This is a genomic window from Pseudomonas sp. C2B4 (assembly GCF_013359695.1).
In the GTDB taxonomy this organism is placed as follows: Bacteria; Pseudomonadota; Gammaproteobacteria; order Pseudomonadales; family Pseudomonadaceae; genus Aquipseudomonas.
In genome coordinates this window covers 1-13,319 of the sequence record NZ_JABFMU010000095.1, presented here as the reverse complement: position 1 = coordinate 13,319, position 13,319 = coordinate 1, and the positions used below count along the sequence as shown (strand labels likewise).

Below are 13,319 nucleotides of genomic sequence, written 5' to 3'. Positions count from 1 at the left end.
GCGCCCATCCCCGGATGAACGCCTCCACTCAGCCTTCCGAAGGGGCGGGTGGATCTAAAGCTGTCGAGGCGAGCTGACACTCGACCTCACTGCTGTTCGCGGTCCCCTGTGGGAGCGGGCTTGCCCGCGAAGGCGGCCTGACAGCCGACCTGAATTTTGCAGATGCACACAACCCCCCCTGTGGGAGCGAGCCTGCTCGCGAATGCGGTGTGTCATTCAGAGTCAATATCGACTGACCTGACCCCTTCGTCGGAACGCCGCCCGTGCCAACTCGCTCCCACAGGGTGGTCTTTGTCGGATCCGGCTCCCGGTTGTACAGCGCCGTCTATATTGAATGACCGGCACCAGGCCGGAAGGCCGTTTTTCTGATGCACCTGAAATCGCATAACAATCCCAATCAATCAGGAGATCATCATGACCCAGCTCGATAAAGTACTGTACACCGCCAAAACCCACACCACCGGCGGCCGGGACGGGGCGTCTCGCAGCTCTGACGGCATTCTGGATGTGAAACTCTCTTCTCCGGGTACGAATGGTGGGGGCACCAATCCGGAACAACTGTTCGCCGCCGGCTGGTCGGCCTGTTTCATCGGCGCCATGGGCGTTGCGGCCAAGGAGCTGAAAGTTGCGCTGCCCAAGGATGTGGCCGTCGACACCGAAGTCGACCTGGGCACCAATGAAGGCGGCTACCTGTTGCAGGCGCGGCTCAATGTCAGCCTGCCGGGGCTGGATCGCGAAACCGCGCAGAAACTGGTCGATACCGGGCACAAATACTGCCCGTATTCGAAAGCCACGCGAAACAATATCAACGTGGTGGTCAAGCTCGCCTGAGTTGAAATAAAAGAGGTCTTGGCGACAGCTTTCGCAAGCCGTGTTGCCAAGACCTGAACCCTTCCGGGGATGAGTGATGAGCTTTTATCGGCGCTTACTCAAACTCTCTCACATACTGCCTGGTAACTAAGTTGGTTTATCCGATTGAGTGCGCTCGTATTAGTTTCTCATCGAGCCCTCTTGGGCGTTGAATGCGCTCGAAAATAGTATGACTGTTTTAGTTTGAGGGGTGTAAATGACAAGAGTTCGCTTGTTGCTCATCTAGTTGGTCTGTGTGGCAACTAGTGGATCCAATGGGTAATGACGGCAGTCATGTAAAACCAAGCAGCTCAGTTGGAATGGGCATCGACGGGAAAGTTGAGGCGCTAGTACCGTTTTCGTTGACCCTCAAGTCAGCGACCGTTTGTCGGTGATAAGCCTGAAAAATGAACAAACCCGGGCTTAGGCCCTCAGATTCTGCAGCACGTCATCCCCATGACCTGCTCCTGGAATCGCAGTAAGGAAGTGAAACCCGAACCTCATATGCAGTTATGCAAATGGGGATTTTTTTATCTGAAATTTGAGAGGTGCTAACTAAGCTGTTAATGATTAATTTACCGCATCAATAGGATTTTTATAATAAACCTATTGCTTGTTTTCTTGTATGAGCAAGGTCGTGCAGGGTTATTTACAAAGCAATGCTCTGTTGATTGGCCTATCTGTACTATCGAATAAGGTGGAGAACATACCCGTGGCGATAAATACAATTATGAGCCTGATCGAACATAAAGAATTCATGGAGCTATTGCGGCTGGGCGTTGTTTACGTTCATCTGGTCGCCTGCTGCGTGGCGATTGGTTTGGTGTTGACCAGTGATATCGCAATGGTCAGGGACCTGTGGAAACGCAAGGCCTTCACTGAACATGATCTTGCGCACATGGAAAGCCTTCAGCGGTCTGTCGTCTGGGCATTGGTCGGTCTATGGGTGACCGGCGCTGCCATTATCGGCATCGACTACCTGGGCAAAGGCACGGAATACTTCATGAACCCGAAGCTTCACGCCAAGGTGATCATTGTCGTGCTGCTGACCTACAACGGCGTCCTGCTGCACAACCTGGTATTGCCGGCACTGAAAAAGGCAGGCTCCTTGCTTGACCTCGGATTCAGTGCGCGGATGCTGGCCCTGTTTTGTGGCTCGCTGTCGGCGGTCTCCTGGATGTATGCCGCCATGCTCGGTGTCGGGCGTCCCCTGGCCTGGAAGTATTCGCTCAGCGAGCTGTTGATGGCGTATCCGGTGCTGATCGTGCTGGGCTTCCTGGCGATGCTGGCACTGACTCAGCGGGCCAAGCGCCAGGAGAGTCTCACCACGCCGCAGTGGACAAATGCAGCGGCGCAATAAGCACAAGAGCCTGGCTCATTGGCGCTGATATGAAAAAGGTCCTGGCGACCGATGTGTGAGCAGCATCGGTCGCCAGGACCTGAAAGCGTTCAGATCATAGTGGGGCCGGGCCAATCCACTTCGTCACGGTCGGCGCCTGCCACCGTTCAAGGGCATCGATCAGGACCGAAGGGTCGGTGTCGAACATCAGCATCTCGCTGTGCTCGGTCTTCATGAAGCCTTCCTGAACGGCATGGTCGAGCAGGCTGCGCACCGGATTGAAAAAACCGCCGATGTTCAGGCACGCGACGCCTTTGCGGTGTTCGCCCAGTTGCGTCAGCGTCGCCACTTCAAACAACTCCTCAAAGGTCCCCAAGCCGCCCGGCAAGGCAATGAACGCATCGGCGCACTCGCTCATGCGTGTCTTGCGGCTGCGCATGTCCCGGGTCACTTCAAACTGCGTCAGCCCTGCATGCAAATGCCCGAGTTCAAACAACAGCTGAGTGATGATGCCGACAACCTGGCCGCCCTCGGCGAGCACGCTATCGGCGATGACGCCCATCAACCCCTTGTGGGTGCCGCCATAGACCAGGCGCAAACCGCGTCTGGCGATTTCGCGACCCAAGGCGCGGGCGCCCTCGACATAGGCGGGGTTGAAGCCGTCGTTGGAGCCGCAGAACACGGCAATGCTGCGCAGGGGAGAAGCGTGGGTCATCGAATGTTTCCTGGTGGGGGCCGATTCAGGCGGGTAGTGGCGTGTGAGTGGAAAAATACCGGGCGCTTTCCCGCTCGGTTTTTTCGCGGGTGGCCTTCAAGGCATCCGGTTTTTGAGCGGTCCCTTCCACCGAGAAAAACGTCACGTCGAGCAAGCCGATGCTCGCCAGTACGGTCTTCAGCCAGGGCCGCAGGAAATCAGGTTGCTGCGCATGGTCGCCAGTGAAGGTGCCCCCCGACGCGATGGCGATAAACACCGGTCGGTCGCGCAGGGCACCGACCTTGCCTTGAGCGGTGATGCGAAAGGTGCGGTCGGCCTGAATCACATGGTCGAGCCAGGCCTTGAGTGTCGAGGGCACCATCAGGTTATGCATGGGCGTGGCGATCACTACGCAGTCGGCGTTTTCCAGCTCGCGAATCAAGTGTTCGGACTGCAACAGGGCACCTTTTTCGGCGACCGCGCTGGAGGGATCGCGCCGCCTGCTCACCGCTTCGGCGTAGTCGGCATCGATATGCGAAAGCCCGGTGACGCCGCGCTCGGTGATGATGAAATCGCTGCCGCGATGGCTGTCGATCAGGTGGTTGATGAGGGTTTGCGAGAGCCGATAACTCTCGGAGGCTGTCCCTCGCGGGCTGCAAATCACGCGCAGTATTTTCATGGGACCCTTTGCTGTTCAAGGAGGCAGGGTCTGCATGATGGCGCCGCTTGGCCTCGTTCCGAAGAGCCAAGAATGGCCTGTTTGACTAGGCCATGAAGGTGGGGCGGATGCGCTCAGAGCAACGCCAGGATGCGTTTTCCCAGCTGTTCGGCGGCGGCTTGCGAGTCGATGTTGGCGAAACCCAGCATGAGCCCGGAATGTGTTTGCGAGCCGATGCAGCATTCGCTCAAGGGTTCGGCGTAAATACCCGCATTCAGCAGGCGTTCGACCAGCGAGCGATCTGATTGAGGCTGTGTAAACCGCAGGTTCAAGTGCATGCCGCCGGGCTGGGCATCGATGTGGATGTGTTCGCCCAGGACGTTCTTCAGCCCTCTGACCGTCGCCTCGCGGCGTTCGCCGTAGAGTTTGCGCATGCGCTGGATATGCCGGGCGAAATGACCTTCGGTCATGAACGTGGCGACGATGGCCTGGGTCAGTTCCGGGCAGCCTCCGTAGAAGGTCTGGCTGGTCTGTTCGAAACGTTCGACCTGTGCTGGCGGCACCACCAGATAGGCCAGGCGGATGCCAGGAAACAGCACTTTGCTGAAGGTGCCGGCATAGAGCACGCGGCCGTCGCGATCCAGGCTTTTGAGCGCGGGCAGGGGACGGCTGATGTAGCGGTATTCGCCGTCGTAGTCGTCCTCGATGATCCATGAGCGCTGGCGGGCCGCCCATTCCAGCAGCTCCAGGCGTCGCGGCAGGGAGAGCGATACGCATAACGGACTCTGATGCGCCGGTGTGACCACGCAGGCGCGCGCATTCGGTGATTGGCTCAGACCGCGCGCAACCTGCATGCCGTCCTGATCGACCGCCACCGCAGTCAGCGGAATGTGCAACTGCTCCAGTAACTGGCGAGTCGGCGGGTAACCCGGATCTTCGACGAGGACCTCGTCGCCCGGTTTGAGCAGCGCTTGAATGATCAGCCCCAGAGTGTGGCGGTAGCCCGAGGTCACGAACACTTGCGAAGGCTGGCAGGTAATGCCACGGGCCACCTGCAGGTAGGTGGCAATCGCCGTGCGCAACGATTCCAGCCCATTGGCCGATGGGGCGGCCATGTCCGGAATTTGTGTGGCACGCACGCAGCGCGCGCCGATCTGCGCCCATATTTTTCGCGGAAACGCATCCAGCGCAGGCAGGGCCATTTGAAAGGGCAGCACGGGTGCCTTGTGCCGGATCGAAGCCACGGTGGACAAACCCGATGGTTGCTCGATGCGCGCCTTGTCGGTGCCGATGTTCAGCCCCGTGGCCACCACCGTGCCGGCCTGGCCGCGGGATTGAATGTAGCCTTCAGCCGCCAGCAACGAGTACGCGGTGTCGATGGTGCCGCGTGCCAGCCCAAGCTCCTTGGCCAGTGCCCGGGCCGCCGGAATGCGTTCGCCTGGCGCGAGCACACCCTCGGCAATGGCCCTGCGAAACCGCCAGTAGATTTGCCGGTAAATCGGCTCCGTTGACGTGGGATCGAGGGGGGAAAGCTTGTCGAGGGCGGGGTTTGTCATGGGGGAGGCTCTGGGGAAAGCGATCATGGCTCAGAACATTAGCGGGAATATGGATCTTTTCCAATGGGCCAAGCAGCTCCAGGATGCAGACCTCCAAACAGCAAACCCGAGGATTGATCATGACTCAACGTATCGACTACGCCAGTGCCGCCCCTGAAGGTTACAAGGCCTTCGGCAATGTGTACGGCTACCTGCTGAAGACCGGCTTGCCCACCGAACTGGTCGATCTGGTTTACCTGCGGGTGTCGCAAATCAATGGCTGCGCCTTTTGCATCGACATGCATTCGCGGGACCTGATCAAGCTCGGTGTCGCCGTGGAAAAACTGGTCCTGGTGCCGGTGTGGCGCGACGCAGGCGATGTATTCACCCACCGCGAATGCGTGGCCCTGGCCTGGGCGGAAAGCGTCACGCGGGTTGCTGAAACCGGCGTTGCCGATGCTGACTATGCCGCCGTGGCGGCGGTGTTCAGCGAAAAAGAACTGGCGGATCTCACTTACGCCATCAGCCTGATGAACGCCTTCAATCGGCTCGGCGTGGCGTTTCGCTCGAAACCGGCGGCCGCTGGAAAAGCCTGATCCGTTGTGGCGAGGGAGCAAGCTCCCTCGCCACAGGTTTCTCTCTCACCCAAGAAGGAGTGATGACACATGGCCTGGGCACTGCTGGGTATCGCCGGCATTCTGGAAATCGCCTTCGCCTTCTTCATGAAGGGCTCCGAAGGCTTCACGCGACTGCTCCCCGGCGTCTTGACGGTTGTTACCGGCCTGTCGAGCGTCTTTCTGCTTTCACTCTCGTTGCGCACCTTGCCGGTGGGCACGGCCTACGCCGTGTGGACCGGCATCGGCGCGGCGGGCACCGCGATTGTCGGCATGGCATTGCTCGGCGATTCGACGGCGCCGCTGCGTCTGCTGTGTATCGGCGTGATCCTGGCCGGTGTCATCGGGCTCAAACTGGTGTCGGCGAACTAAGCCTCATTTCCCGCCCGCCGAAACCTCCTGGTAAATCTCCTGCAGATTGGCTTTACGCTCCTGGGTATTGGGATGGCGCATGGCGGGTGTGGTGACGATGTCTTCTACATCGTCCGCCATGGCCAGAAACTGGTTGCTGGCGATTTTCGTCGCCGGGCCGCCCTGCGTCGCGGGCAAGTCCGTGATAAACGCATTGATCGCCTCCGCCAGTTGCTGGCGATCGGGGTAGACGCGGCTGAGCATTTTCACCGCGCAGGAATCGGCCTGCAGTTCCTGGTCGACATGGTGTTGGGTGAATTGCCCTTTCTCCAGCTTGACCCGGTCGACCACCGCCTTGGGGTTGCCCTGTGCGCCTTTCATCACTGTGAGCAAGTCCGATTTGACGCTGAAGGAGTCGACTACCACGCTCTGCATTTCCTTGGTTTCATGCCGCTGCAACACATGGGAGATTTCGTGGGCCAGGGCAAAGTAGGCCTTTTTCTGCATCTGTGGCGTGGTCAACAACCCCTTGTCCAGATACAGGTAGCCCCCCGGCAGGGCCAGGGCGTTATGGTTGTCGCTCTTGACGATAAACAGCTTGAATCGATAGTCGTAGGGCTCGTGGATGCTGGCCAGGATATCGCTGAGCATCTTGTCGGCGGTCGGGTAATACTTGCGGCCCTGCTTGCTGTCGCGGGCCAGCAACTCTTCCTGGCGGGACTGATGCTGGCGCTCGGCATACATTACCTCGGCGCTCATGGGCAGCCAGTTCAATTGCTTGGCCGCCTGTTTCGCCGAGTCGCCGAGTTTGTCGCTGCTGGCAGCCGCTTGCGAGTCGCCACCGCCGAGCAATTTGCTCAGTTGTCCGGGCACTGCCTTGATACCTTCCTGTATCCCGAACACCGAGAGCGAGGCGAAGTTGTCGGTCAGTCGATAGGGCTGCACCAGTTCGGCACAGTTACGGTCGAGCACCACCAGCGCCCGGGGCGGCAGGCTGCCGATGTCCTTGATGTTTTGCGGGCCTTCTTTACTGCTGAAGGGGTTGGAAAGCTTCGGGGTGCTGCAGGCACTGACCAATATCGCCAGCGCCAGCACCCCGTACAGGGCTACGCGCGCATTCATGGTGTATCCCCGACAGGGGCTTGCCTGTCATTTGTGTTGTTGCTTGATCTGGTTGATGCGCAAGTCCCTGGCGCTGTAGTAACCCTCCTCATCGAGGACCGCTGCTTCGTACACCAGACGGCGGGTCGGGTCGGACACCTCCTTGTTGATCTTGTCCAGGCGCTGGCGGACTTCGGGGTCGGCCTTGGCCTTCGCCAGGTCGGCCTGGGCTGCCTGGGCGTTGAAGGGGCGGTCTTCTTCGAGTTTTCGGCCGCCGGCTTTTCGAGTGTTGGTCAACCTGTCGAGTACCGATAACAGGGAGCCGCATTCGGCCTGCGGTTTGTCGTTTTTGTACTGCAGGTCCTGCAGCCCCTTGCAGTCCTGGGCCATGGCGGTCATTGAGGCAGGCAGCAACAGCGTGGCAATGGCGAGCTTGAAGCAGAGCGAATTCATGGCATGTCCTCGGTTAGTGAAAGAAAAAGTCCATGACGGGTGGAACAATCTCATCCCAGAAAAACGCAAGCAGCAGCACCAGGAGAAACGTTAGCCGGCGCATGAACAGCAAGGTCGATGCGCAATGTTTCTCAGCGCGCCACAGGCGCAGGCAATCCAGGTAAACGAAACGCTTCGCGCGCTCTTGAAGGGTGTGGGCATAGTGCGGACGCTGTTCGGCTTCCAGGGCCAGTTTGCTGGCGAAGCTGTCGGGGCCGCTGGCTTGCAGACGTCGGATCATGGCCTGACGCTGCTCGTAGCCTTCTTTCACGGCAGTACTGATCGCACCGTTGAAAAAACTTTCAATCAGCATCCCCAGTGCAATCGGAATCGGAGACAGCCAAATGCTGCAGTGCCGTAACAACCCATACGAACCAATGGTCAGCACTACGACCACAATCGTAAAACCAATAGCAAGTAGCAGGATCAGCCAAGGGGCCCACTGGCGTTTTACAGCGCTTGAGCTGAAGCGAAAGGAGAAGTAGTAGCGCCAGGACAAATCAATCAGGCCGCCCATCAGCAGGCCGAGTGCGACGTCCAGAATGAAAGCAAACCAACTGATTTCATCGGTAGGCTCCACCAACGACATAAAGGCGGCGGCATGCACCTCCACGCCATACATTATTCCGAGCGGGGTCAGGAAGGTGTCACTGTCGCCAAAGCTACTGCCGACGAAGACGACGGGGTAGTAATAACGCGCGTTGTAAAGGGTGAAGCCCTTACATTGGTTGTCGCCCAAACGCGATGGCAACTGGCATAGTGACACGGCTTGCAAACCGGACAGATATTGAGCCGGACTGATGATTAGCGGGGGAACGTGGCGTTTGCTTTCTTCACTTTCTTTTTCCGGGCATTTTTCCAGACCCACTAGGGAATTCGAGTACACCTTGAATGCGACGGCAGCCAGTGATTTGTGATTGCAATCGAGATCGTTGACCAGACCAAAGCTGACGTTAATGGTGGGGTCATCGGCGAAGGACACAAAGGGCTTAAGGCTTTCCTTCCAATCTTCGTTTTTCTTTTGGGCTTCGTAGTCGAGCATCTCAAAGGGTGTGATCAATACGGTATGGGTGATGTTCTTAACGGTCTCGGTGATTTTCGTGCGGTCTTGCATCAGCAACGTCTTGAGTTGCTCGTCGCACTCCTTGGTTTTTTCATTTACCGAGTCGTTGAGGGGTAGTACAGGAGAAAGGTCAAGGTCGACCACTAACAGTTTCGGTGGTTTGGACAGGTTGTAAATGGCTTCGAGGTCCTGTTTCAGCTGGCAGCGATCCAGGGGACTGCGTTCCCGGTAGTAGTCTTCGTTGCTTTTCTGGTCGATCAGTACCACCGCCACTGTGGGGTGGCTACCGGTGTACTGAGAAAAGGCCGTGCGGTTGCCAATACCGAGAAAGGCGTAACCATCGATGGCTTTGAGCAAATGCAAGTGGTGATGACCGATATACACCAGAGCAGCAACCATCAACGCAGCAGGCAAATGGTGAGTACCGGCAGATATCCCACGGGCGATCCAGTGCTCGGACTTGTCATGGCCGGTCATACCGTTTTCCGCCATCCACAAAACGCCAACCCAGGAACTCGCTGGGAACTGTGCAGGAGTCTGCCGTTGTTGCGTTCCGGTACTGCTGACCAATGACCTGTAGCACTGCGAAAAATGGCTGGTTCAACCGTTGCGCTCCCTGTTCACACTAGCAGTTGGCCAGCCACCGGCAAGCGCCCTTTATCGGCGAAATAAGCCGCTTGATCCCTGCTGTTTCGCGGTTGTTACACTTTAGGATCCATTTTCAATTCAGCTGTCTTCGACATTGTCGATGTGCTTGAAACGCTCGATCAGAAAATCGATCAGGCTGCGCACTCGCGCCGATAAATGCAGTTGCTGCGGGTACACCGCATACACGTCGGCGCGGGTCGGCGTCTGGTCTTCCAGCACCAGGCGCAGGCGGCCGCTGCGCACATAGCGGGCGATGTCCCATTCGGCCCGCAGCAAGATGCCGTAGCCCTCCAGCGCCCAGTTCAGGGCGACTTCGCCATCGTTGCAGCCCAGGGCGCCGTGCACCTTGATGTTGTCGGTGTGCCCGCCATTGGTGAAGCTCCAGACGCCATAGGGCGACTCGTTCTGGCGGATGAAAATGCAGTTGTGGTGTTGCAGGTCGGACAGTTTCTGCGGGGTGCCATGTTTGTCCAGGTACAGCGGCGAGGCACACAGCAGGCGGCGGTTGGAGGCGATCTTGCGCGCATGGAAAGCGGCGTCCGGCAAGGTGCCGAAACGGATGCCCAGATCGAAGCCGTGGGTGGCCAGGTCCAGCGGGTGATCGCTGATCTCCAGCTGAATTTCCACCTCGGGATACTGCGCATAAAACGCCGCCAGGGCAGGGCCGATGTGGCGCCGGCCAAAACCGAGCGAAGCGTTGACCCGAATCAGGCCCTTGGGCGTTGCGCGGCTGCTGCTGACCAACTGCTCCAGCTCATTGATCTGGGTGAGGATGCGCGCCGCCTGGGAGAAATACAGTTCGCCTTCGGAGGTCAGGCTCATCGAGCGCGTGGTGCGATTGACCAGGCGAATGCCCAGGCGTGCTTCCAGCGCCGTCAGGCGTTTGCTCACCGCCGGTGGCGTGATGCCCAACTCCCGGGCGGTCGCCGCGAGGCTGCCTTTGTTGGCCAGCAGGTAGAAAAAAGACAAATCCAGGGTCTGGCTCATTCGTAACTCAAAGTTATTTATGTAGTGATTTGGAGTAACTCACACCTATTTGTTCACTACATATACTCCGCTCACACCCCGCCTGAACAGTCCGGTTCAACGGGAACAACAAGAAATCGACGAGAGTGGAGTCAACAATGAGCGCATACAAAATCGCAGCAGTGCCAGGTGACGGTATCGGTGTGGAAGTGATCGCCGCCGGCGTGGAGGTGCTGCAGGCCCTGTCGAAAAAGTCCGGCTTCGAACTGGCTTTCAAACACTTCGACTGGAACTCCGACAACTACCTGAAAAACGGCCACTACATTCCCGAGGGTGGCCTGGAAGAACTGAAAACCTTCGACGCGATTTTCTTCGGCGCGGTCGGTGCGCTCAACGTGCCGGATCACATTTCGCTGTGGGGCCTGCGCCTGCCGATCTGCCAGGGTTTCGACCAGTACGCCAACGTGCGTCCGGCCCGCGTGTTGCCAGGGGTAAAAAGCCCGTTGCACAACGGCGATCAAATTGACTGGGTGGTGGTGCGGGAAAACTCCGAAGGCGAGTACTCCGGCAATGGCGGTCGCGTGCACCGTGGCCTGCCGGAAGAAGTCGCCACCGAAGTCTCGGTGTTCACCCGGGCCGGGGTCGAGCGCATTCACCGCTTCGCCTTCGAACTGGCGCAGAGCCGCCCGCGCAAACACCTGACCATGGTCACCAAGTCCAATGCCCAGCGCCACGGCATGGTGCTGTGGGACGAGATCTTCTACGAAGTGGCCAAGGACTTCCCGGACGTGAAGATCGACAAGGAACTGGTGGATGCCGTGACCACACGCATGGTGCTCAAGCCGTCGACCCTGGACGTGATCGTCGCCACCAACCTGCACGCCGACATCCTCTCCGACCTGGCCGCCGCGCTGTCCGGCAGCCTGGGCATCGCGCCGACCGCCAACCTCAACCCTTCGCGAAAATTCCCGTCGATGTTCGAGCCCATCCACGGCTCGGCCTTCGACATCACCGGCAAAGGCGTGGCCAACCCGATCGCGACCTTCTGGACCGCCGCCATGATGCTTGAACACCTGGGCGAAGCCGCTGCGGCGAAGCACCTGATGTCAGCCATCGAAGCCGTCACCGAAAGCGGCTTGCACACCCCGGACCTGGGCGGCACCGCCACCACGCGGCAGATCACCGACGCGGTGATTGCGCTGATCAACCGCTGATTTTTCCCAGCGATTCAAAGTAGTACTGCGGCACAACGCCTGGGGGCAGACCCGCGTGTCCGACCCCCGGGCATTTCCTGACAACAATAAAAAATCAGGGCCCTGTCATGAAAAGAATATTCGGCAAACTCTACGTACAAGTGCTCATCGCCGTGATCCTCGGCGCCATCGTCGGGGTCTTCGTGCCCGAAACCGGCGCCGCGCTCAAACCCTTGGGCGATGCGTTCATCAAACTGATCAAGATGCTGCTCGCGCCGGTGATCTTCCTGACCGTGGTCACGGGCATCGCGCGCATGGAAAACATGAAGGAACTGGGGCGGGTCGGCTTTCGCGCACTGCTGTATTTCGAAGTGGTGTCGACGCTGGCGCTGGTGGTCGGCCTGGTGGTGGTCGATGTGTTCAAGCCCGGTGCCGGCATGAACATCGACGTCGCGACGCTGGACACCGCCAGCATCGCCACCTACACCACGGCCGGCAAGCACGCCTCGTTCATGGACTTCGTCATGAACATCATCCCCGACACCATTGTCGATGCCTTCGCCAAGGGCAACGTGCTGCAGATTCTGCTGTTTTCCATCCTGCTGGGCATCGCCCTGGCCCACGTCGGGCCCCGCGGCAAAGCGTTCGTCGACACCCTCGACAGCCTGATGCAGGGCATGTTCCGCATCGTCAACATGGTCATGCGCCTGGCGCCGATCGGTGCCTTCGGCGCCATCGCCTTCACCATCGGTAAATACGGCTTCGGCTCGCTGTTCTCCCTCGGCAAGTTGATGGCTTGCGTGTACCTGACCTGCGCGGTGTTCGTGATTTTCGTGCTCGGCCCGATCTGCCGCTACAGCGGTTTCAGCCTGTGGAAGTTCCTCAAGTTCATCAAGGAAGAACTGTTCACTGTGCTCGGCACCAGCTCCTCGGAATCGGTGCTGCCGCAGATGATTTCGAAGATGGAAAAGGCCGGGGTGTCCAAACCCGTCGCCGGGATGATCATTCCCTCCGGCTTGACCTTCAACCCGGACGGGCAGGCGATCTATTACACCATCGCCGCAATTTTCATTGCCCAGGCGACCAACACGCCGCTGACCCTGACCGATCAACTGATTGTGCTGGCGGTGCTGATGTTCACCTCCAAAGGCTCGGCGGGGGTTACCGGTTCCGGGTTCATCATTCTGGCGGCGACGTTGTCGTCCCTTGGAACGATTCCGGTGGCGGGGATGGTGTTGCTGCTCGGCGTGGATCGGTTTATGTCGGAAGCTCGGGCGATCACCAATACCATTGGCAATGGTGTGGGGACCATGGCGATTGCCAAGTGGGTGGGGGCGCTGGATACGGTGAAGATGCACAAGGCGTTGAATGGGGAGGTGGTGGAGGAGAAGCCTGAGGTCGGGCAGGTGAATGATGTGATTGTGCCGACGTCGGTGGTGGCTGCTCCCTTGATGTCTAACTTGAAAAACGTTTCTCGGGCATAGGGGGCGGGTACATATCCGTTTCTGCGGTAACGGCGACTTACGGTTCCGCTCTTACGGCGGGTTACTTGGACAAGCCTGTAGGAGCGAGCTCGCTCGCGAAAAACGTCTGGACGACGGGATCATTCAGGCAGCCCGCGTTATCGTTGACGTCCATCGCGAGCGAGCTCGCTCCTACAGAGAACCTGCGCTCGGCCTTCCGACGGGGCAGATCAAGATCAAAAGCCAAAGCGAGGCGGCCTGAACGCCGACCTGGTTGCGGGCCTATCTGCGATCTCCTTGTGGGAGCGAGCCTGCTCGCGAAGGGGCCGGGTCAGTCAACATTTATGCTGAAT

Annotated in this window: 13 protein-coding genes; 6 read left to right on the top strand and 7 right to left on the bottom strand. The window is 58.8% G+C overall.

What is annotated here, in order from left to right; genetic code table 11:
• Nucleotides 1–414 precede the first annotated feature (414 nt).
• Nucleotides 415–831: an organic hydroperoxide resistance protein gene (locus HNQ83_RS30000; RefSeq protein ID WP_175392457.1), complete on the top strand. Its 417-nt coding sequence runs from the start codon at nt 415–417 to the stop codon at nt 829–831.
• 730 nt (nt 832–1,561) lie between these two features.
• Nucleotides 1,562–2,209 (top strand): hypothetical protein, encoded by a 648-nt coding sequence (locus HNQ83_RS29995; protein WP_175392458.1) that lies wholly within the window; start codon nt 1,562–1,564, stop codon nt 2,207–2,209.
• Nucleotides 2,210–2,303: 94 nt separating this feature from the next.
• On the opposite strand, the gene HNQ83_RS29990 is transcribed toward HNQ83_RS29995, so the two are convergent.
• From HNQ83_RS29990 to HNQ83_RS29980, 3 genes are all read right to left on the bottom strand, one after another.
• A complete protein-coding gene (locus tag HNQ83_RS29990; protein ID WP_175392456.1) occupies nt 2,304–2,903 on the bottom strand; it encodes a TIGR00730 family Rossman fold protein in 600 nt (199 codons plus the stop codon).
• Between the two features lie 25 nt (nt 2,904–2,928).
• Complete coding sequence (locus HNQ83_RS29985) at nt 2,929–3,561, bottom strand: FMN-dependent NADH-azoreductase (RefSeq protein WP_175392455.1); 633 nt, start codon at nt 3,559–3,561, stop codon at nt 2,929–2,931.
• A 113-nt stretch (nt 3,562–3,674) separates the two neighbouring features.
• Complete coding sequence (locus tag HNQ83_RS29980) at nt 3,675–5,096, bottom strand: PLP-dependent aminotransferase family protein (RefSeq protein WP_175392454.1); 1,422 nt, start codon at nt 5,094–5,096, stop codon at nt 3,675–3,677.
• Nucleotides 5,097–5,215: 119 nt separating this feature from the next.
• Here HNQ83_RS29980 and HNQ83_RS29975 point away from each other — a divergent pair, with 119 nt between their 5' ends.
• Both HNQ83_RS29975 and HNQ83_RS29970 read left to right on the top strand, forming a co-directional pair.
• Nucleotides 5,216–5,671 (top strand): carboxymuconolactone decarboxylase family protein, encoded by a 456-nt coding sequence (locus tag HNQ83_RS29975; protein WP_175392453.1) that lies wholly within the window; start codon nt 5,216–5,218, stop codon nt 5,669–5,671.
• Nucleotides 5,672–5,740: 69 nt separating this feature from the next.
• A complete protein-coding gene (locus HNQ83_RS29970) occupies nt 5,741–6,061 on the top strand; it encodes a multidrug efflux SMR transporter (RefSeq protein WP_175392452.1) in 321 nt (106 codons plus the stop codon).
• 3 nt (nt 6,062–6,064) lie between these two features.
• On the opposite strand, the gene HNQ83_RS29965 is transcribed toward HNQ83_RS29970, so the two are convergent.
• The 4 genes from HNQ83_RS29965 to HNQ83_RS29950 form a co-directional block, all read right to left on the bottom strand.
• Nucleotides 6,065–7,162, bottom strand: coding sequence for a M48 family metalloprotease (locus HNQ83_RS29965; RefSeq protein WP_175392451.1), 1,098 nt, complete (start codon nt 7,160–7,162; stop codon nt 6,065–6,067).
• Between the two features lie 27 nt (nt 7,163–7,189).
• Entirely contained in the window at nt 7,190–7,594 is a 405-nt protein-coding gene (locus tag HNQ83_RS29960) for a hypothetical protein (RefSeq protein WP_175392450.1), read from the bottom strand.
• 13 nt (nt 7,595–7,607) lie between these two features.
• Nucleotides 7,608–9,173: a CHASE2 domain-containing protein gene (locus HNQ83_RS29955; protein ID WP_175392449.1), complete on the bottom strand. Its 1,566-nt coding sequence runs from the start codon at nt 9,171–9,173 to the stop codon at nt 7,608–7,610.
• A gap of 249 nt (nt 9,174–9,422) precedes the next feature.
• Nucleotides 9,423–10,331, bottom strand: a complete 909-nt coding sequence (locus HNQ83_RS29950; protein ID WP_175392448.1) for a LysR family transcriptional regulator — start codon at nt 10,329–10,331, stop codon at nt 9,423–9,425.
• Between the two features lie 137 nt (nt 10,332–10,468).
• Here HNQ83_RS29950 and HNQ83_RS29945 point away from each other — a divergent pair, with 137 nt between their 5' ends.
• Both HNQ83_RS29945 and HNQ83_RS29940 read left to right on the top strand, forming a co-directional pair.
• Nucleotides 10,469–11,524 (top strand): tartrate dehydrogenase, encoded by a 1,056-nt coding sequence (locus HNQ83_RS29945; protein WP_175392447.1) that lies wholly within the window; start codon nt 10,469–10,471, stop codon nt 11,522–11,524.
• A gap of 107 nt (nt 11,525–11,631) precedes the next feature.
• Nucleotides 11,632–12,987, top strand: a complete 1,356-nt coding sequence (locus tag HNQ83_RS29940; protein WP_175392446.1) for a dicarboxylate/amino acid:cation symporter — start codon at nt 11,632–11,634, stop codon at nt 12,985–12,987.
• Nucleotides 12,988–13,319 lie beyond the last annotated feature (332 nt).